The sequence below is a fragment of the Bacillus sp. AFS073361 genome (assembly GCF_002567005.1).
GTDB lineage: Bacteria > Bacillota > Bacilli > Bacillales > Cytobacillaceae > Neobacillus.
This window is the reverse complement of record NZ_NUZU01000001.1, coordinates 94917-115660: the sequence shown is the minus strand read 5'-3', so window position 1 is coordinate 115660 and position 20744 is coordinate 94917. Positions and strand designations below refer to the sequence as shown.

Here is a 20744-nt window from a genome sequence, read left to right as displayed (position 1 = left end):
GAAAGTGCTGTTTACTGAAATATCATTTATGGTTTATTATGGAAATTAAGGATATGAAGGGGTGTTTTTAATTGAAGACTATTATTCAATCATTAGTTATTTCTTTTGTAATTCATTTAATCTATATAGCTGGAACCTTGGTAGTTGGCTATATTAAAACAAGGAGTTATAAGCCCGTTATTGATAATAAGTGGGAAAATATAGAAACGCTTCAAAATGAGGTGGCTTTCGGGGCAGTAGGATCTCCGGTGTATTTCCTATTTACCTTCATCGTGGTAGCATTGATTTGCGGATTAACAATTATATCCTATGGGAAAATTGTTGGGTTAAAATAATCAAATTTATACAAGAACAAGATAGGAGAACCTACAATGATTGTAGCTTCTCTTTATTTTATTTTTCAACTTATTCAAATTGCAATGCATGTAAGTTGTTTTTTAATAGTAGTTTCCCTCTATGTAATCTTGTTTTTATCGTACTATAATTTACCTTTAAACTATTGCTTATTTCCTTATAGCTTAAGTCATCTAAATAATAAAGAGTTATTACTTCTTTATAGATTTCAGGTAATTGGTTGATTTCAGTAATAATTTCCAGTATTAAATTCTTATTCAATACTACAAATTCTGGTGTGAATTCCATTGAAGGCATATTTTCAACTAACGAAGAAGCAATTAACGACTGTTTATACGATCTTTTCCTTAGAACATCTATGCATTTGTTTGCAGTAATTCGATAGATCCAAGGTTTAATAGAATCACCTCTTAAGGTATGTAGTTGCTTATAACAGGTTAAAAAGACTTCTTGCGAAATATCTTTTGCACTCTCAATATCTTTCATATAATAATAGGCTAATCTTTTTACATCATTTTCATATTTCTCAATAAGCCAAGTTGCTATTTCCTCTTTATCTTTAAGGTTATTTCCTATCAAAATATTTCCTTGCATAATAAATTCCCTTTCTTGCTGAGCAAACAGGTCTAAAGTGGTTTATTACCCTTTAACTATTCTAACATAAAACAAATGGAATTTATGTATTATTTTTACAATTATGGGTTTAATGCTCAACTAGGTAACTACTTTTCATTTCTATTAGCGAATGATAAAAGGAAGCTATTAAAAAATCAGATAGCAAAGGTAAAATAAGCGGAGAATTTCCGGCTATATGCAGAATGGAGCTCGTTTCAGGGTAAATAAGGGAAGGTTTTCCGCTTATGCGAGGAAAAATCCCCCATTTTCACGTATTTCAAGTAAATAGGCGGAATTTCTCCGTCTATTATTGCTTTTTTTAATAATAATTTCTAATTAAGCGGAATATTTCCGTCTATTTATCAGTTCAGTTGCTTAACCTGATCCCCAACCGAAAAGTGAGGACCCTCTTAATCCTAGATGCGGGAATCAGCAGCTTAAGGATCTTGAATTAAGAAAGCGTTCACACAATTGTAGAAAACCTTTTGAAAAGACTAAAATTAAGAGAATTCTAATGTGATATTATTTTATCTGTAGGAGGTAGCAAATGGAGGTATGAATTTTGTTACTTCAATCCTTCATAATTTTCCCCATCAAAACAATGATCCCCTGAAATCCTTAAAGAATGATAACAACTAATTAATTATCCAACGTTTCTGCACACCTCTTAATCGCATCTTCACATTTTTCTTCCTGACCATTCTTTTTCCATCCTTATGTTTCAGCCAAAATATCTCAATCTATAAACAAACTTGAAAGGAGTGGTAAGCAATGTAAACTTCTTATTTACATTTATAAGCTTTCTATGTTTACAAATTAATATTTAAAAGGAGACTAAATAAATGGGCCACGATATATCAGGATACAATAAAGCAGGAGAAGAAATTGCTTATGCACGTTTTAGCATGGGGAATTATAATGCAACCATACTGTATAGTTTACTTGATGCAAATCATTACTATGCAGGAGTTAGTGGGTCTGGCGGCAGTGCTACTTTTTCAATACAACAAATTGAAAAGGCTCTGAATGCCTACAAGAAATTATATAATAATGACGATTCCAAATCAGAAAGTGATTTGATCAATTGGGATCAAAACCAAATCAAGAACTTTATACTAAACTGTTTAGCAACAGCACGAAAAGAAAAGAATGTAAGAGTGTATTTTGGCTAAAATTTTTTAAGCCTGTTTTCTGAATTCCTCCATTTCGCGACTAATACTACTTCCATATTTAACAATATGCATGCATCTCCAGCCCATTTTCAGAATTTCTTTTATCCCACAAAAAACACCTACTAAACTTAGACATTTAAAGATCATCCCATCTAATCAAAGGGCGCTTTTCTTGAAGAAAGAAGGCGTCTTTTTGTATGCCCCAAATTAATTTAAGAGGATAATAAACGACAAAATGAATAGAATGTTCATTTGAAGTTGTGCTAATATGGCAATACTAGATTTAGAGAAGGGGGTTGGAAATCCGATGAAGATAAATCAATTGATTGCCAACAATATTAACCGTTTAGATGCTGTCTTGCCGGAAGATCAGACGCTCGGAATTGCTGGTTTGTCCGGATCTGGTAAAACCACTTTTTGTCAAACCATTGGTGAAGAATCTAAGAAGCGGCTCGTGTCCTTATTGCCTAAGGCTGAATACCAGTATTTATTTCCTAATATAATGGAAACGAATTTTAGTGCCATCAAGATGGAAGACATGCCTTTAGTTCTTTTTTTAGGGAAATCATCGATTTCTTCTAATCCGCGTTCAACGATTGGCACACATACGGGCGTTTTTAAAGATATTCGCGTTAGGCTTGCTGAAAAATTTCATCTTTCGCCAGAAGTTTTTTCCTTTAATAATGCACTAGGCTGGTGTCCTGAGTGTAAAGGACGCGGTACCACGAAAAATGTTGAATGTAAAAAGTGTGAGGGCAGGCGTTATAATCCGGAAGTTGAGCAAAAAAGAATAGAATTATGGAATAAACCACATAGTATTTCCGATATCAACAACTTAAGCATTGAATCGATTTTTTCCCTTTCAGAGGAATTACATATTAGCGAAGCGAAACAACATATTCTTAAAAATATTATCAATATGAATATTGGATATTTAACATTAAATCGGATCATGGGTACCTTGTCAGGTGGGGAAATAACACGGCTCTACTTGGCTGAATTCATGGCAGCTAGTGAAAATACTGTGATTATTATTGATGAAATTTCTGTTGGTCTTGATCATCAAACCCTTTTGAAAATTTTAAAACAGATTAAACAATTGGGCTATAAGAATCAGATTTGGCTCATTGATCATTCTGATACGGTGCTAGATACGGCTGATGAGCAATTGTTCTTTGGACCTGGCAGTGGTAAATACGGCGGGAAAATAGTCGAAGAATCACCTCGTCCCAAACCTGTTTTTTGGGAACGAAATCAGGCAATGCCAATAGATTACTATCAATTTCAAAACCTTTACTGTCGTAATATTCAAATGGCTGAAATTCAGATTCCGAAAAATAGACTTGTAACCTTTACGGGTGAGTCTGGATGTGGTAAATCGACCCTTGTCAATGAGTGTATCTCTAAGGATTTTCTAAAGCGATATCCAAAAGATAAACTGGTCATGGTAGGGCAGGATCGAAATCAATCGATTACCAGCCGGTCAACCGTTGCGACGTTTCTTGATATTAAAAGGAAACTCACGAAATACAGCGACGAAATTGATGATATTTTTCAGCGCTCCATTGAAGACATTATTGAGGACCTTCCAAATGAAGACATCGCTCATAAACGCTTGAGCTTATTAATCAAACTTGGACTTGGGTATTTGACACTAGAAAGGAAAACACAGTCCTTATCGACCGGTGAATTTCAATGTGTTCATTTAGTTTCTGAGCTGTTTTCAAACGCAAGAAACCCACATACCCTGTTTATTTTTGACGAGCCTTCAAAGGGGTTATCACAAAATATTTTAAACCAATTCATTGATAGTATCAGGGGAATACTAAAAGATGAATCTATCTCCATCATGATGATTGAACATAATGCCTATATGCTAGAAAGCTCTGATTTTATCGTTGATTTTGGGAAAAGACAGCTGGAACCTGTCAGGTATCTAGATGTCATCAGTCATGATGATTATTTTCGTCAACATAATTGGACAAATAGTGTTTCTTCCTTGCATATTTCTTCAACACTAGATTCAAAGAAGGGCATTAACTACTTAAAAGAAAATCATATTAGCTATTTTAAAAACGCAGAAAACGTCTATAAAGGCGGTATCTTGAAAAGCTTATCATCAATGGCCCGTTTGATTTATGGTGAATATGAATCTGATAAAATCGCACCCGTTATCGCGATTGACCTTGAAAGACATTTGTATAGTCAATATAGTTTTCTCTATGAAATCGGTGGATTGATCAACCATATTGTGGCTGCACATCCAACCATTAAAGATACAAGGAGCTTCGATTTCTTTAGTCAAGAAAATCACTGTCCAAGCTGTTCGGGTCGCCTAGAAATCGAAAGGTTTGATTTTGATGTGGTCATTCAAGACAAAACAGTGCCATTTTGGGAAGGCTTATTACATCCAGATGTAATGGAAGTTTTAAAATATTATCAATATCCGAAATTGCAATTCCTTTTTGATGAGATCAAGAATGAACTTGGTCATGATATTAGTAAAAGCTACAATGAGATGACAGAAGCTGAAAGACATACTTTTTTATACGGCTATTGGGAAAAGTCATTTTATGATAAAGCAGGCAAGACGCAGAGAAAATGGGAAGGCTTCAATATCATCATTGGGCGGTATATGTTCATTTCGAAATCCATTATTAAAGAGCATATGAAAGCATCAAAAGAGATGATTGCCTGTCCAATCTGTCAAGGAACCGTGCTAAACCACCATAAAAAACTAAAGTTTGGTGACACGGATATTCGCGAGATTATTCATCAACCTATTGATCAGGTCATTAAAACAGTAGGGAAGTTACCAGAGTTTGAAAAACTAAAAGCAATTGTTGGCGGCGATATGGCACTTACGGAAGATGTCTCCTTACTTCCTAGGGAAACACAAGTATCGCTGAAAATGCTTGAATTAGAACTAGCAAGCTTCGCCGGTTATGAAATGGTATTACAAAATGTTTTACCATTCTGGGATAGAATTAAAGGCAATATCGAGGCAATAAGCAGCAAAAATCTGATCACAATCTGTGATTTTGCCAATATTGACGAAACTAGAGAAACCATTATTGATAAGTATTTTGCCAATGGAAAATACAAAAAACTAACATATGTCTATGAAGCGTTTGGTTACAAAAAAATTGTCACCCAGATTAATAAGATTAAAGCAGGTCATCCGTGTCCATTCTGTAAAGGAAAGAAAGTAATTTCTGAAGATAATCTCCATGATGGCGTGTTTAAATTAACGATCCCATGTGTGAGTTGTCATGCGAGCGGCATCAATGAAGAGGGCCGAAAGGAAATAGTCGAGGGCATACAAGTACAAACATGGCTAACTGGTAACGTAAGTGATGTTGTTGCTGAAAGTTTATGTACGGAGGCAGTTGCAGATATTCCTATTTTTAATCGTATTCGTGAGTTGAATAAGCGAGAAATGATGGCGGTTTATCAATGTCTAGAGCAAAATAATTAAATTCTAAGCATGTTAATCTGACCCTTTTTCAGAAAATTATGTACACCAAATTTATAATATGTTATAGTTAGTGAAAATTCCATATCGTGTAAGAATTGGTGCCAAGCTAAGGCTTGGCTTAAAAGGGAAGAACGGTGTAATTCCGTCGCTGTCCCGCAACTGTAAATCGGAGTGAATCACAAATACCACTGTCTATTCGACGGGAAGGTGTGAGGAACTATGATGATGAGCCAGGAGACCTGCCAAATTCCAGTACACACCAAATACCTACGTGGAAATAGGTGGTGACATTCATTTGTACGACAAACGAGTTATGAGTATCAATGTTTTTGCATGTCATTTAAACATAACTTTAACTTGATTGTAGAGCCATTTCCATTTTGCGGAGATGGCTTTTTTGTATTTGGGAATTTTGTAAAAATAATAAGGAGGAATGAAGAATGAATTTAGTAAGTACAGCGATTGGTTACCCGTACATTGGTGATAACCGGGAGTGGAAACGGTGTGTAGAATCTTATTGGAAGTCCGCGATATCAGAGGAGCAATTTAGTTTAGAGATGAAAACGATTCGATTAAATAATTTGAAACGCCAGCAATCATTAGGCTTGGATTTACTAACAGTTGGTGATTTTACCTTTTATGACCGGATGCTAGACCATGCGGCAATGTTCGGAATGGTTCCAAATCGTTATCAGTGGACAGGCAATGAAGTAAATCTATCAACCTATTACGCAATGGCACGCGGGGGAAAGAATGTAGTAGCATGTGAAATGACAAAGTGGTTTAACACCAACTATCACTACATCGTTCCTGAGTATGAAGGCCAGTCATTAAGATTAACGAAGAATTACATCTTAGATTATTTCTTAGAAGCCAAACAGGAATTAGGTCTAATGACAAAGCCTACTTTAATCGGTCCTTTTACTTTTGTGAAATTAGCGAAAGGATACGATGCCAAATCGAAAGCATTGTTTATTTTAAAACTTCTACCGCTCTATGCACAAGTATTGCAGCAACTTGTAAATGCAGGTGCTCAGTGGATTCAAGTGGAAGAACCCGCTTTGGTCCTTTCACTTACAGCAGATGATGTAAAACTAGTCCAGGAGATTTACAAACAATTAGCAGAACAAGTACCAGCTGCCCGAATCATGTTACAAACCTATTTTGAAGGACTATCAGTGTATGAAGAGCTATCTCATTTACCGGTTGCGGGGATTGGACTTGATTTCATCCATGGTTCTGAAGAGAATATGGCTTCACTTCGAAAACACGGCTTCCCACAAGACAAAGTATTAGGAATTGGCATCGTAAATGGACGGGATATTTGGCGTGCAAATTTGGCTGAAAAAGTATTCAATATAAAAGCTGCTTTATTATTAAGCGGTGTAAAAGAAGCTTGGATCCAGTCTTCATGTAGTTTACAGCATGTACCTGTGACAACGAAGGCAGAAACTCGTTTAGATGCCACTTTAAAAAATGCTCTATCATTTGCTGATGAGAAAATTGTAGAGCTAACACAGTTAACAGCCTATGTGTGTGACGAGGGGTGGGCAGGAAATAAGAGTGTGTCACAAAGTATGGAAGCGACCCAAGCATTAGCGCAGCATGAGGCGAGGAAAAATACACGGGTAAAGGGGCTTGAATTACAAGTAAAACCCGAACATTTTGCCCGTCCATTGACATTTAATGAACGCCAGCCTCTACAGAAGGCGGCATTAAATTTACCAGATTTTCCAACCACAACGATTGGCAGTTTCCCTCAGTCGGATCAGGTAAAACGTACACGCACGGCCTGGCGGAAAAAGGAACTCACTGACGCTGAATACGCAGCGTTCTTGAAGGGTGAAACAGCTCGTTGGATTCAAATTCAAGAAGAGATTGGACTGGATGTTTTCGTCCATGGTGAATTTGAGCGAACGGATATGGTTGAGTATTTTGGAGAAAAACTAGAAGGGTTTGCTTTTACAGAAAAGGCATGGGTGGTATCCTATGGTTCACGCTGCGTAAAACCACCAATTATTTTTGGTGATGTCGAGTGGGTCGCTCCAATGACCGTGAAGGAGGTAGAAGCGGCACAGCAATTAACGTCTAAGTATGTGAAAGGGATGTTAACAGGTCCTGTCACCATCTTAAATTGGTCTTTTGTCCGTGATGATATTTCACGTGAACAAGTAGCCAGCCAACTCGCCTTAGCGCTGAGAGAAGAGATTCAAGCGTTAGAAGATGCAGGCATTGCGATAATTCAAGTCGATGAACCTGCATTGCGTGAAGGATTGCCATTACGTAAAGAAAAATGGTCGGAATATTTGGCGTGGGCGGTTAATGCCTTTAAGTTAGCCACCTCCAGTGTGAAAAATGAAACGCAAATTCATACCCATATGTGTTATTGCGAGTTTAATGACTTTATTGAGCCTATTCGTGCCCTTGATGCAGATGTTATTTCCATCGAAACGTCTAGAAGTCATGGAGAGTTGATTCAATCTCTTAAGCATAATCCATACGAACTTGGGATTGGTTTAGGAGTGTACGATATTCATAGTCCACGAGTTCCAGGTGTGGAAGAAATCAGTGCGATATTAGAAGATAGTGTCGAGGTTATTCCGAAAGAACAGTTCTGGGTGAATCCTGATTGTGGTTTAAAAACACGTCATGAAGAAGAAACCATTGCATCGCTTAAAAATTTGGTGACAGCAGCCCGGAAACTCCGCCAACAGCAGCATCAAACGATTTAAACTGTAAGAGCCTTTTCCATTTTTGGGAAAGGCTCTTTGGGTTGTTTAATTAAACATCACCACCTAGGCAAATGTGCATAAAATGATGCAAGCACAATAATGGAGGTGTGATGTTCCCAAATGATGTTCCATCATGATTATAGAAATAATTCTTCAGATATTTATAGACAATACAAGCAATTACAGGCTCAAAATGAACAATTAAGAAAAAGAATAAAAGAATTAAAGGGACTTCTAAGGAATCAGAACCTAAGGGCAGATGACCAAAACTGGGAAATGCATTTAGCTGACCAAGGAAATACCAATTATTCTAGTGCCGCCTTGCCTGCTGATTTGACGTTATTGACGTTAAAGAAAGATCCCTTTAATAACGCTTCTGCGTTGTTTAGTGTAAATCGCAATCAGCTGTATTCGGCGGAACGGATTTCAAAAAAAGTACTCTCTGCCACTGACTTAGATACCTATAAAGAGAGATGGAATTTTTCAATAGAAGAGCAGAATGGGTTTCTTGACTTGATAGCAAGAGACGGAGTGATTTACACTTCAACGATGACTAAAATTTATGCGATACAGGATAACGGTACCTCTCCACAGACACTTTGGACCGTTGATAGCTTTGCGAATCGTCTCTTAATTGACCAGAATACCTTATATTATTTAACGAGAACTACCGAAGGTTTCGATGCAATTGGTACGGTAGATGTAACTACGGGTAAAAATAGATGGAGTTATCCCCTTAAATTCCAAGAGCGGTTGGAAGGGGTTTTCGCTGCTGGTGATAATCGACTGTTTGCAAATATACGGAATCCAGTTCAAATGACATCCAAAATGTATGCATTCGATGCATCGACGGGCACGGTGCTTTGGACATTTGATCTGGATTCAAGCCTCCCTATTTATGGGGCCCCAGTCTATAAAGATGGAAAGCTTTACTTCGAAACGAAACCGGCGGCAACAAGAAATATTTGGGCATTAGATGCTGCAAGTGGAAGAACATTATGGAAGTTTAGCCCTACGGGTATGTTTACACAGCCTCTTTCTGTAGTGAGTGATTCTTTAATTGTTCTTGATGAGGCCAATATTATCGCGGTAGACAAAAATACCGGAGTACAGAAATGGAAGACCTTGTATGCAGAACAGTTTGTTGCTGGTGGACTTCAGACCATTAAAGGGGCAAGTGGAATGGTCGTAGCCTCCGATAGAATTATTTTGGGAAATTACAACAAAATTAAATTCTTTAATAGCGCAAATGGTCAGCTTATATATTCCACTCTTCAACTAACACCTACTACAGGCGCGTCTGGCTTGCGCCCAATCGGCGTCATCAAGGACACCATTTTTGTAACAGAGACGAATCAATTTCTATATACGTACGCTGTGCCAAAAACATCCCAGTTAGATACAGAAAAGCCAACAGCAACAATTGATTTGCAACCGGTTAACCAACTTACTCTTCAAGATGGAAAGAACCAAATTAGAATCCCCATTACCATAAGTGAAACGGCAGATATGGAGGTAACCATTGTTGATGAAAGCGGCTGGGTAGTTAAGACTTGGTTAGGACGCTACTTGAAGGGGACAGCGAATTTTTATTGGGATGGAAAAAACAGCCGTGGCTTTAATGTAATCCGTGGAAATTACTATCCAATTGTAAAACTCACCGATCTAGCTGGGAATAAGAATGAATATACAGCACGTGACAAATCCATTCTGATTACAGAAGGTTTCGGTTTAACCTTGAAAAATTCCAACTTACGCTCGGCAGCCACCACTCAAAGCACCATCCTAACAACAATCCCTGCTGGTTCAGAAGTGGTGATAACGGGAGAAACGGGTGATTGGTATCAAATTGAGTACAGGATTATCAGTGCGGTTCTGAAAGGATATGTCTCCAAACCATTAATTAAAGTTCCATCCAATCAGGAGATTCAAGCAATCGAAAAGGCGAGGACAAGGACAAACGTCAATGTTAGAACCAATCCTGGAACTCAGTATGATACAAAGATTGTGCTTCCGATGAATACAGATATAAAAATTTATTCCGCAATCGGAGACTGGTATTCAATCGAATACAAGAAAGACAGCAGTACTTTGGATTCTGGGTATGTAGCAAAATTTACTGTAACCCTCCCAACGGTATCAACTGTTGTTTACACCGTTGTTGCGGGCGATTCTCTCTGGAAAATTGCCCAGAAGAATGGGGTTACGATTGACTCCATCGTTAAAGCCAATAACCTCGATCCTAATCAACCAATCTACATTGGCCAAAAACTAACCATAGTAAAATAATCCTTTTCCATGCATAGGTGAGAGATCAGAATATATGAAAGGTATAAAAAGAATTTATTTGACATTTCTAATCGACGTGTTAACATTATCCATGCAAGGGAATTTTTAAAAATGAATAGATAACAATCCGCTAGAGGTGCCTTTTTAAAGGGCTGAGATTGAAGTGATACTTCGGGACTCTATGAACCTGATCTGGGTTATACCAGCGTAGGGAAGTGGAAACATGGATATTTGAAGGATCATGTTTATATTTCAAATTATCAACCACTTTCTTATCAAAAGGAAGTGGTTTTTTGTTTTTCACTTTATTTCATTGAGCTTCAGATTCTGGATTATAGGGGGTGACTTGTATTTTAACTAGTGTTAAAGAGTTACATATTATATCCAATGGTCAAATGCCGATCGAGCAGCTATGTGAAATTGTCATGGATATTCATCCGTATGTAACCGCGATTCACTTACGCGAAAAACAAAAAACAGCGAGGGAACTTTTTCAAGCAGTGGAACTTCTAACAATGACAAACCTGCCGTTATTAAAGATTATCATCAATGATCGTGTGGATGTTGCCTTAGTTACAAAGGCTGGCGGGGTTCAATTAGCTTTTCATAGTTTAGATGCAGCCATTGTCAAAGGGAATTTTCCTCAGCTTAGGGTAGGAAGTTCCATCCATTCCTACGTGGAGGGACAAAAAGCAAAAGAAAAGGGTGCTGATTACGTCCTTTTCGGTCATGTCTTCCCTTCGCAATCAAAACCAGGAATGCCCCCTAGAGGTCTTGATGAATTATCAAGGATTACACAATTAGAGGTTCCGGTTATTGCCATTGGAGGCATAACTCCCGAGAATACAGGGCGGGTACTAGATGCTGGGGCAAAAGGAATCGCTGTCATGTCAGGAGTATTAGAAGCTCGCGATCCATTAGTAGCAGTAAAGGCTTATTTAAATGTATTAAGAGATGGAGATGGAACAAGTGGGAAATTCATTTGATGTTGCCATTATCGGAGGGGGGATTAACGGATCCTCTATTGCCTATCAACTATCAAAAATGGGCAAAAAAGTAATCATAATTGAGAAGGATAGATTGGCTTGCCAAGCTTCCAGTGCGGCGGCTGGTATGCTGGCAGCACAAGCGGAGATTGAACAAGATGGTCCTTTATTCCAATTGGCATTAAAGAGTCAAGCAATGTTTTCTACACTATCAAGTGAGTTATATGAATATACAGGAATTGATATCGAGTTTGTGAATAAAGGAATGCTGAAGATTGCAGAAACGGAAGAAATAGCAATAGAAGTAAAAAAACAGGTCAACTATCAAAGGAATTGGGATCCAATGATAAAATGGCTGGATTCAACGGAATTACTAGAAATGGAACCGTCTTTGGCACCAAGTGTTGTTGGAGGTATGTATCTCCCTAACGATGGACATGTGCAGCCAGCAAAGTTAACAAAAGCGTTTGCAAATGCGGCTGTTTATTTCGGAGCGGAAATTCGTCAAAATACGGAGGTTCTTTCATTTATTTTTGAAAACGGTCAGGTTAAAGGGGTTAAAACGACCAATGGTGTCATACATAGTGAACAAGTTGTCGTGGCCACCGGAGCTTGGGCAGCGAAATTAATGCGTGAATCGGGGCTGGACATTAGCGTGTATCCTGTTAAAGGAGAATGCTTTTCCGTTCGAACGGAGGAGCCGATTATTAACACGACTATTTTTTCCGACAAACGCTGTTATCTGGTACCAAAACGCAATGGGGAAATTTATATTGGTGCTACCATGATTGAAAATACCTTTGATAACAAGGTTACCCCCGAAGGGATTGCTTCATTAATAGAAAGAGCGACTCAACTAGTCCCTCAGATTAAGGAAGCAGCATGGGAGCGAGTGTGGTCAGGATTCAGACCGCAGACAGGCGATGGAATCCCTTATATTGGCGAGCATCCAAGCTGTAAGGGATTGTTCGTTGCAGCAGGGCATTTTCGAAATGGGATTTTATTAAGCCCTATTACAGGGAAGCTAGTAGCTGACCTATTAGCAGGTAGACAGCAAGATGAGGCACTTCTCGCAGCTTTTCACCTTGAAAGACACAAAGAGACAGTTGGTTAGGAGATTAAAAATGGAAGTAATATTAAATGGCGAGTATATCCAATTACCAGAGCATGTTGTATTTGTTTCAGATGTTCTCAGGCATTATGAAATCCAGGATAAGGTCATTGTTGTGGAAGTAAATGGTGAAATCTTAACCAAAATAGATCACCAAAGTACTAGATTAGCAGATAAAGATCGAATTGAAATAGTCCATTTTGTAGGAGGCGGTTGACATGTTAAAAATAGGTTCATTATCCTTTCAATCTCGTTTGTTTCTAGGAACAGGAAAGTATCCAAGCTACGACATCCAAAAGGAAGCAGTGGAAGTTTCCAAAGCAGAAATCCTCACGTTCGCGGTAAGACGAATGAATATTTTTGAATCAAGTCAGCCCAATTTTTTAGAACAGCTAGACACCAATAAATATACGCTGCTGCCAAATACAGCAGGTGCGAAAACAGCGGCAGAGGCCGTCCGTATCGCAAAATTAGCAAAAGCATCTGGCCTCTGCGATATGATTAAGGTGGAAGTGATTGGCTGTGATCAAACATTACTTCCTGACCCGATTGAAACCCTAAAGGCGACAGAAGAATTAGTAAAGGAAGGATTTATTGTCCTCCCTTATACCTCAGATGATGTTGTTTTAGCTAGGAAACTTCAAGAAGCAGGCTGTCATGCTGTCATGCCAGGGGCCTCGCCAATTGGATCTGGTCAAGGTATCATCAATCCCGTAAACCTTAGCTTTATTATCGAACAGGCTGTCGTCCCTGTTATTGTGGATGCTGGGATTGGCTCACCAGCCGATGCGGCTTTAGCGATGGAATTAGGAGCCGACGGCGTCTTATTAAATACGGCTGTGTCAGCGGCTAAGGATCCGGTAAAAATGGCAAAAGCAATGAGACTAGCGATTGAAGCTGGACGTTTAGGCTATGAGGCTGGCCGAATCGAGAAAAAGAGATATGCTTCAGCAAGCAGTCCAAAGGAAGGAATGAGTATCGGGTGATTAATCGGTACTCACGACAAGAACTTTTTTCACCCATTGGAAAAGACGGGCAGCAGCGAATTTCCGATAAACATGTACTCATAATTGGAATGGGAGCACTCGGATCAGCATGTGCCGAAGCACTTGCCCGCGCTGGGATTGGTAAACTAACCATTGTTGATCGTGATTATGTAGAATGGTCCAATTTACAGCGGCAGCAGTTATATACAGAGGAAGATGCCAAAAATCGAATTCCTAAAGTAATAGCGGCCAAAAACCGCTTAACAGCGATAAACTCTTCTGTGAAAATAGAGGCAATCATTGCGGATGCCTCTGTGTCAGAGCTGGAAGACTGGGCCAAAAACGTTGATCTTATTATGGATGCAACGGATAATTTCGAAACAAGAATGATCATTAACGATGTATCCCAAATGTATGGTGTCCCCTGGATTTACGGTGCTTGCGTTGGAAGTTATGGAATCTCCTACACGATCATTCCTGAGAAAACACCTTGCCTTTCTTGTTTAGTAGAGACCGTTCCTCTAGGAGGATTAACCTGTGATACAGCTGGAATTATTAGTCCAGCTGTGAACATGGTCGTTTCTTTTCAAATAAGTGAAGCATTGAAAATCTTGGTGAGTGACTTGGATTCATTGCGAAATAAACTTGTTTCTTTTGATTTATGGAAAAACCAATATAGTTCCATACAAGTAGATAAGTTGAAAAAGAGGGATTGTCCTTCTTGCGGGGAAGAACGTACTTACCCTTATTTATCATTCGAAAATCAAACAAAGACAGCCGTCCTATGTGGAAGAGATTCAGTTCAGATTCGTCCTGCGATTCCAATGGTTCGTGATTTGGAGGCTTTAGAAAAATTATTTGCGATTCGAGGAGGAGCCGTGGAGCGAAATCCCTACCTTTTATCGTATACTGTGAATCCTCACCGATTAGTAGTTTTTAGAGACGGAAGGGTTTTAGTGCATGGAACGAAGGATATTTCCACAGCAAAGGCTCTATACCATAAATATTTGGGTTAATAAAAAAGCAAATAGACTAAACAGAAAAAATTAATTGAATATTTTTACAAATGGGTATAGTATTAAAGGTGGATATAGGGATATATGCTCTAGTCTACTTGTGAGTGTTAGAAAAAGGTCAGTGAACTCTTTTTATAGGCAATGAATCTCTAGACCTATTGATGCTAGAATTTAAGCCAAAATAAGCCGTAGAAACTATACGCTTATTTTGGCTTTTTGATTTTTTATATGAGAATTAAAGAGAGGTGGGGGAAAATGGAGAGGGATGAGATAAAACGTCTAAACTTTCTGCTTCAAATATATATCGATGTCAATGTGGATAAGGATTTCTCTGTTTTATCAAAAAATGCAGACCCATTCTTTATACTAAATATGGATGGGCGATTGGTGTATGTGAATGATGTTTGCGAAACTCTCTTAGGTTGCTCCATACCTGAATTATTACAGATGAGGTTGAGTCATATATTCCTCTCCAAATGTTTGAATGAATCACAAACGTTCTTCTTCGAAAAGAGCCGGGAAAAACTAACAAATTTTGATGCAAAGATTAATATGAGACCCGAATTATTAATGGATGTAAATGTTACTACATTTCCAATCCTCTTTAATAAGGAAGTGGTGGGGTCTTATGTGGTTTTAAAAGATATCACTCTAATTAAAAAAGAAAGACAATTACTATCGGAAAAGCAAGCGGTTGCAGGCCAATTAGCGGCAGGAATTGCCCACGAGATACGAAATCCGATCACAGCGATAAAAGGATTTTTACATTTAATGGCTAGGGATTATCATGGGGAGTCTATGTATTTTGATATTGTAGAGTCAGAGGTTACGCGTATTGAAGTAATTCTCAAGGAACTAATGGTACTGGCAACACCGATCAAAAAAAAGTATGAAAAATTGCCGATTAAGTCCTTATTGGATCAAGTCCTATCATTAATGGAATCACAAATGTTATTAAATAATATTCAAGTTGAAAAAAAGTTCTGCTTCCTCGAAGAATCCATTTTAGGGGATGGAAATCAATTAAAACAAGTATTTATCAATTATATTAAGAATGCAATTGAGGCTATGCCAGATGGCGGCAGGATTTTAATAGAAGGGTCCATTACCAAGGGGAAGCGTGTTCAGATTCGAATCATCGACCAAGGATGCGGCATCCCTCCCGAAATGATTAACCGAATAAATGAACCATTTTATACAACGAAGGAACATGGGACGGGGCTCGGAATGCCGGTAAGTTTTCAAATTATTGAGGAGCATAAGGGGAAAATTCATATTACCAGCAGCAATAAGGGAACCTGTATCGAAGTAAGTTTACCAATGTTGTCTTAAATTAAATGATTGCTAGTTGGGGAAATATCGTGTTAAAATGTTAGGGTCTAATGTCTTGCAGTCATTAGTTATGGCAGTTATATATAACCAGCACAAATATATCCTAATCACTTGTATGGTAAATGGAAGAAACTATAAAAATAGTCGTCTTAGCCGTGACCTAACTTCTTTTCCTAGAAGTTAGGTCTTTTTATTTTCCTGAAAGGAGAAGTTAATGAGTAAATCTACACAAGAGAATTTGCTATATCTTAGCAGTACATTTAGTAAGCTCCTCAAGCGCAGATTTGGTAAGGGTCCAGAAACTTGTACGATGATGTCAAAAGGAAACCGATTATATATATACATGCGAAACTTTATTACGCCGGCAGAGGAAGTCTTGTTGGAAAATGATCAGTTGATGTTGGTCCATAATTTTCGTTCAGCCGTAATCAATGCGGTCATCAATGAGTTTAAACATGAAGTTTCGAAAGTATTTGGAGGGGGAATTGATCATTTTTTCCATGATTGGAATTATGATTCGAATACAGGAATTATTCTGTTAGAAAATGTTCCATCTAGTGATGAAGTTAAAATGGAAGAAGACTTTGAGAAGACTCTGTTTAACTTGATTGATTTTGTAGGGACCCGTTATCATAAACGACCGGTTGGTTTAAAGGTAGTAAAGTTTACACAAAATATTTGTGCGATTGAAGCGAGAGATGTCCTCTTGCAACTAGAGAGCTTAGCATATGAACAAGGAAATCTCGATCTGCTGTTTCATCAAGCAAGGGAAATCAAAAGCGGTTATTTGAAAAATAAGAGTATATTTGAGGATCTGTTTAATCGCATCATTGAAGATATATTCATTGTTTGGGATTATGAAAAGAACCGAAACTATCTCATTTTTGTTTTTTACAAAGAATATCAATGAATCGAAAACATGTGGCAAAAGGATTTTCCTGCTTGCCGCATGTTTTTTTTTAACAAGTTGAGCCTTGGTACATAATAAATGATGAATTGATTTGTATCTGCTTAAGGAGTAGAAATGGATGATTAACCAAAACAAGGAAGAATTTATTAGTAGTTATATTAGTAAGTTGTTAAGAAAAAATTTTGGAAAAGGCCCGCAGACGTGTCGGACCACCCTGTCTAAAAATCACCTCGTCACGTATATTCGCGGGTTTTTAACCCCAATGGAAGAAATCTTGTTACAACAGGGACAGAATAGGTATGTTGGCGATATAAGAGCAGCTATTATTAACCATGTCTTGGATGAAATAACAGGGGTAGTAAAAGTGACTCTGGAAGTCAATGTAGAAGAATACTATCATGATTGGAACTTCCCAAATAATACGGGCATTCTTATTTTTGTATTAGAAGAAATGATAGGTCAGGTTAGTCAAGCGGATATAGATATGCAAAGGTTAGAATCGGAGGTTGGGCGGCTAAGCTGCTTAGTTGAAAAAGTACCTGATCATATCCATACCTATCCCATTTCACCAACCGTTTATTTAGTTGAAAGAAGCGGTATACTTGTCCCTATTGAAAAGGCACTTATTGAAAAAGGGTTTGAAAAAGAACTTAGATTCACAAAAGATGAGTTAGAAAAAGTATATTTCCACCGTGAAGGCAGATTTGAGGACATTTTTAAAAAATCAGTACGAGACATCTTTATTGATTGGAATTTTAAAGAAGATAAATCATTAATGGCCTTCATGCTTGGATCATAAGGATATGTAAATAAAAAGGCTCTTCCTAATTTTCATTAGGGAGAGCCTCTTGTGTAAAGGATTAGCAACCGTATTTCTGCTATGATCGTGAAGCGACCTTATTCAAGAACTGTAAAGTCCGTTGATTTTGGGTGTTCTCAAATACCTCTTCAGGAGTTCCTTTTTCTACGATAACTCCCTGGTCCATGAAAATGACTTGGTCGGCCACATCTTTAGCAAAGTTCATTTCATGGGTTACAATGACCATTGTCATATTTTCCTTGGATAAATCTTTCATAACCTTTAAAACTTCGCCAACTAACTCTGGATCTAATGCAGAAGTAGGTTCATCAAAAAGCAGAACTTTAGGTTCCATAGCCATAGCTCTGGCGATCCCCACACGTTGTTGCTGTCCGCCAGATAATTGATGAGGATACATCTCGGCACGTTCTTTCAGACCAACTTTATCTAGAAGGGTTCTTGCTTTCGTTTCTGCTTCTGCTTTTGACCTTTTAAGAACAGTGGTCTGACCTTCCATTACATTTTCAAGAGCGGTCAAATGTGGAAAAAGATTGTAGTTTTGAAAGACCATACCCGTATTTTTACGAAAAGAAACAAGTTCCTTTGCCTTCATTTTATGGTTTTGCTCAAAATTTATCGATTGTTCCCCAAGTTTAATCGAACCTTGATTAGGCACTTCCAACAGGTTAAGGCAACGCAGTAACGTTGTTTTTCCAGAACCGGAAGGACCAATAATCACGGCTGTTTTTCCTGTTGGGATGGTCAAATCAATCCCTTTTAATACCTCAAGCTGTCCAAAACTTTTATGCAAATTGTCTATGTGAATCATTGGAACACCTCCATTATTTAGCGACACTTCGCTCAAATCTAATCTCCATCTTAGTCTGGAAATAAGAAAGAACGGTACTGAAGATTAAATAGATAAAGGCAACTTCAATATAAATCCACAGTGGTTCATAGGTAGCAGCCGCGATTTGTTGACCCTTTTGGAATAGTTCAGTAACCGTAATGGTTGCTGCTAAGGAGGTGTCTTTTACTAAACTAATAAAAGAGTTACCGAGCGGCGGCAATGATACACGAATGGCCTGAGGAATAATAATGCGTCTCATCGCCTGAGATTTGGTCATTCCAATTGAAAAAGCGGCTTCCCATTGCCCCTTTGGAATGGAAAGTATCGCTGCCCGGATAATTTCTGAACTGTAAGCACCTTTATTTAACGTAAAAGCAATGACTGCAGCCGGAAATGGATCAAGTGTTATTCCCATACTAGGTAATCCGTAAAATAGAATAAAGATTTGTACGAGTAAAGGAGTACCGCGAAAGATCCAAACATAAAATTTGGCGACAGCGTTTAAGCCTTTTAGATTGGATAGCCGTGCAAGTGCAATAAAAAAGGCTAAAATCAGCCCTAGAATAAAGGTGATAATTGTTAATGGTATCGTAAACTGAATTCCCGCTTTTAAAATAGGAAAAAAGGAATCACTAAGGATTCCTATAATTCGATCTATTCGTTCTTGGTCTGCAAACATATTGTTCCATTCCTTTACTTAGATACGTCCTCATTAAACCATTTTTTAGAGATTGCTAGGTACGTACCATCTTTTTTCATATCTGCAAGAGCGCCATTTATCGCATCAACTAGTTCTTTATTTCCTTTACGGAAAAGAAAGGCATTGCTTGTTGCGTCAGCTTCTTCATAAACCTTTTTAATAGGAAGATCTGGACGCTGTTTCTTTAAGTCTAGGTATGAAAGGCTATCGTTAATTGTTGCATCAATACGTTTTGAAGTGATTAGGTCGATGGCTTGATTAAATCCTTCAACAACTGTATTGGTTGCGCCATGTGCTTCAGCAATTTTACGGTAGTTACTGTCTAATGATTGTCCAACTTTTTTACCCTTTAAGTCATCAAGTGTCTTAATATCGTTATTGTTCTCATGTACAACAAGAACTGCTTTTGAGACAATATACGGTTCGGACATATCGTATTTCTCTAAACGGTCAGGTCGAACAGCCACTTCATTTGCAACCATGTCATAACGCTTAGCATCAAGACCAGCGATCATGCCATCCCACTTTGTTTCAACGAAAACGGGTTTAATATCTAATCTTTTAAATACTTCTTCAGCAATTTCTATATCAAAGCCTGTTAGCTTTTGAGAGTCATCATGAAAAGTAAAAGGAGCATACGTACCTTCTGTGCCAATCGTAATTTCACCTTTTGCTTTAATCTGCTCATAAAGGTTTTTACTCTTAGCAGAACTTACCTTTTCCTCTTTGCTGCTACAAGCGCCTAAAGCAACGGTAAGAAGGAGGGCTAAAAAAAGTAGTGCGAATTTCTTCATGTTTCTTACATCTCCTAGTATTTTTATAGGTTTTATATAAATAGCTTTACTAGAATAATATAATTCAAAATGAATGTCAATTTAAAAGGGGGAAATATGTCCTAAATAAATGAGTCCAATCCCTTTTTTAATTAGGAACTGGACTCGCTCTCGATATCTGAAAAGTGTGTTTTATTTTTCCTCAAACCATAATCGCGTTTTGTCTTCAGGGTCACCATTGTAATTAATGCGAATCTCCTCGCCAGCTGCTATGTCGGTGTAGGCATAGAAGTTAATGGTGCTTTTTTTTAGCTTTCTTTTAAAGATCGCGTTCGGTTGGCTGGAATGGTTAAAAAGCGAACCAATTCCAAGTGCTAATGCACATTCATCAAAATCTTTCCCCCACCAGAAGACATAGTCGATTAAAGTTGTTTTCTCCAAATACTTAAACTCTTCCTTCGGGAAAATGATAACAGGTGATACCTCTAATAACTCATCTTTCTTGATATCACGTGTAGCAAAAATCCCTCGCCCATGTTGAGATTGCCTTAGCTCCAACATAACTCTGTATACCTCCAGTTTCCTTTCTAACATTTTCTGCTTATTTATTAAGGTATGAAAAAGGAATATGTTTGGTATAG

General features: G+C 37.9%; 18 protein-coding genes and 2 riboswitches. Of the genes, 13 read left to right on the top strand and 5 right to left on the bottom strand.

Annotated features, from left to right (window positions below; genetic code table 11):
* Positions 1–71 precede the first annotated feature (71 nt).
* Complete coding sequence (locus tag COJ96_RS00465; protein WP_098571035.1) at positions 72–335, top strand: hypothetical protein; 264 nt, start codon at positions 72–74, stop codon at positions 333–335.
* A 70-nt stretch (positions 336–405) separates the two neighbouring features.
* On the opposite strand, the gene COJ96_RS00460 is transcribed toward COJ96_RS00465, so the two are convergent.
* Positions 406–948: an RNA polymerase sigma factor gene (locus tag COJ96_RS00460; RefSeq protein WP_098571034.1), complete on the bottom strand. Its 543-nt coding sequence runs from the start codon at positions 946–948 to the stop codon at positions 406–408.
* Between the two features lie 863 nt (positions 949–1811).
* On the opposite strand from COJ96_RS00460, the gene COJ96_RS00455 reads away from it, so the two are divergent.
* From COJ96_RS00455 to COJ96_RS00400, 12 genes are all read left to right on the top strand, one after another.
* On the top strand, positions 1812–2141 hold the full coding sequence (locus COJ96_RS00455) for a hypothetical protein (RefSeq protein WP_180229934.1): 330 nt from the start codon (positions 1812–1814) through the stop codon (positions 2139–2141).
* Between the two features lie 307 nt (positions 2142–2448).
* Positions 2449–5619: an ATP-binding cassette domain-containing protein gene (locus tag COJ96_RS00450; RefSeq protein WP_098571033.1), complete on the top strand. Its 3171-nt coding sequence runs from the start codon at positions 2449–2451 to the stop codon at positions 5617–5619.
* 79 nt (positions 5620–5698) lie between these two features.
* Positions 5699–5880, top strand: a riboswitch (cobalamin riboswitch).
* Positions 5881–6059: 179 nt separating this feature from the next.
* On the top strand, positions 6060–8351 hold the full coding sequence (gene metE, locus COJ96_RS00445) for a 5-methyltetrahydropteroyltriglutamate--homocysteine S-methyltransferase (protein ID WP_098571032.1): 2292 nt from the start codon (positions 6060–6062) through the stop codon (positions 8349–8351).
* Positions 8352–8471: 120 nt separating this feature from the next.
* The gene (locus COJ96_RS00440) at positions 8472–10640 is read left to right on the top strand and encodes an outer membrane protein assembly factor BamB family protein (protein ID WP_098571031.1); all 2169 of its coding nucleotides are present in this window, start codon (positions 8472–8474) and stop codon (positions 10638–10640) included.
* A gap of 122 nt (positions 10641–10762) precedes the next feature.
* Positions 10763–10871, top strand: a riboswitch (TPP riboswitch).
* A 110-nt stretch (positions 10872–10981) separates the two neighbouring features.
* The gene (gene tenI / locus COJ96_RS00435) at positions 10982–11626 is read left to right on the top strand and encodes a thiazole tautomerase TenI (RefSeq protein ID WP_257148359.1); all 645 of its coding nucleotides are present in this window, start codon (positions 10982–10984) and stop codon (positions 11624–11626) included.
* On the top strand, positions 11610–12740 hold the full coding sequence (gene thiO, locus COJ96_RS00430) for a glycine oxidase ThiO (protein ID WP_373561642.1): 1131 nt from the start codon (positions 11610–11612) through the stop codon (positions 12738–12740). Before tenI ends, thiO begins: the two co-directional genes overlap by 17 nt.
* A gap of 10 nt (positions 12741–12750) precedes the next feature.
* A complete protein-coding gene (gene thiS, locus COJ96_RS00425) occupies positions 12751–12954 on the top strand; it encodes a sulfur carrier protein ThiS (protein ID WP_098571028.1) in 204 nt (67 codons plus the stop codon).
* Between the two features lies 1 nt (position 12955).
* Positions 12956–13723, top strand: a complete 768-nt coding sequence (locus tag COJ96_RS00420) for a thiazole synthase (RefSeq protein WP_098571027.1) — start codon at positions 12956–12958, stop codon at positions 13721–13723.
* Complete coding sequence (locus tag COJ96_RS00415) at positions 13720–14739, top strand: thiazole biosynthesis adenylyltransferase ThiF (RefSeq protein WP_098571026.1); 1020 nt, start codon at positions 13720–13722, stop codon at positions 14737–14739. Before COJ96_RS00420 ends, COJ96_RS00415 begins: the two co-directional genes overlap by 4 nt.
* 255 nt (positions 14740–14994) lie before the next feature.
* Positions 14995–16071 carry an ATP-binding protein gene (locus COJ96_RS00410; RefSeq protein WP_180229933.1) on the top strand — a complete coding sequence of 359 codons (1077 nt, stop codon included), beginning with the start codon at positions 14995–14997 and terminating at the stop codon, positions 16069–16071.
* Positions 16072–16285: 214 nt separating this feature from the next.
* A complete protein-coding gene (locus COJ96_RS00405) occupies positions 16286–16981 on the top strand; it encodes a Na-translocating system protein MpsC family protein (protein ID WP_098571024.1) in 696 nt (231 codons plus the stop codon).
* A 118-nt stretch (positions 16982–17099) separates the two neighbouring features.
* A complete protein-coding gene (locus COJ96_RS00400; RefSeq protein WP_098571023.1) occupies positions 17100–17780 on the top strand; it encodes a Na-translocating system protein MpsC family protein in 681 nt (226 codons plus the stop codon).
* 79 nt (positions 17781–17859) lie between these two features.
* On the opposite strand, the gene COJ96_RS00395 is transcribed toward COJ96_RS00400, so the two are convergent.
* The 4 genes from COJ96_RS00395 to COJ96_RS00380 all read right to left on the bottom strand — a co-directional run bounded on the left by COJ96_RS00395 (position 17860) and on the right by COJ96_RS00380 (position 20664).
* Positions 17860–18609: an amino acid ABC transporter ATP-binding protein gene (locus tag COJ96_RS00395; protein ID WP_098571022.1), complete on the bottom strand. Its 750-nt coding sequence runs from the start codon at positions 18607–18609 to the stop codon at positions 17860–17862.
* Positions 18610–18622: 13 nt separating this feature from the next.
* Complete coding sequence (locus tag COJ96_RS00390; protein WP_098571021.1) at positions 18623–19309, bottom strand: amino acid ABC transporter permease; 687 nt, start codon at positions 19307–19309, stop codon at positions 18623–18625.
* Between the two features lie 14 nt (positions 19310–19323).
* A complete protein-coding gene (locus COJ96_RS00385) occupies positions 19324–20124 on the bottom strand; it encodes an amino acid ABC transporter substrate-binding protein (protein WP_098571020.1) in 801 nt (266 codons plus the stop codon).
* Positions 20125–20295: 171 nt separating this feature from the next.
* Complete coding sequence (locus tag COJ96_RS00380) at positions 20296–20664, bottom strand: SET domain-containing protein (protein WP_098571019.1); 369 nt, start codon at positions 20662–20664, stop codon at positions 20296–20298.
* Positions 20665–20744 lie beyond the last annotated feature (80 nt).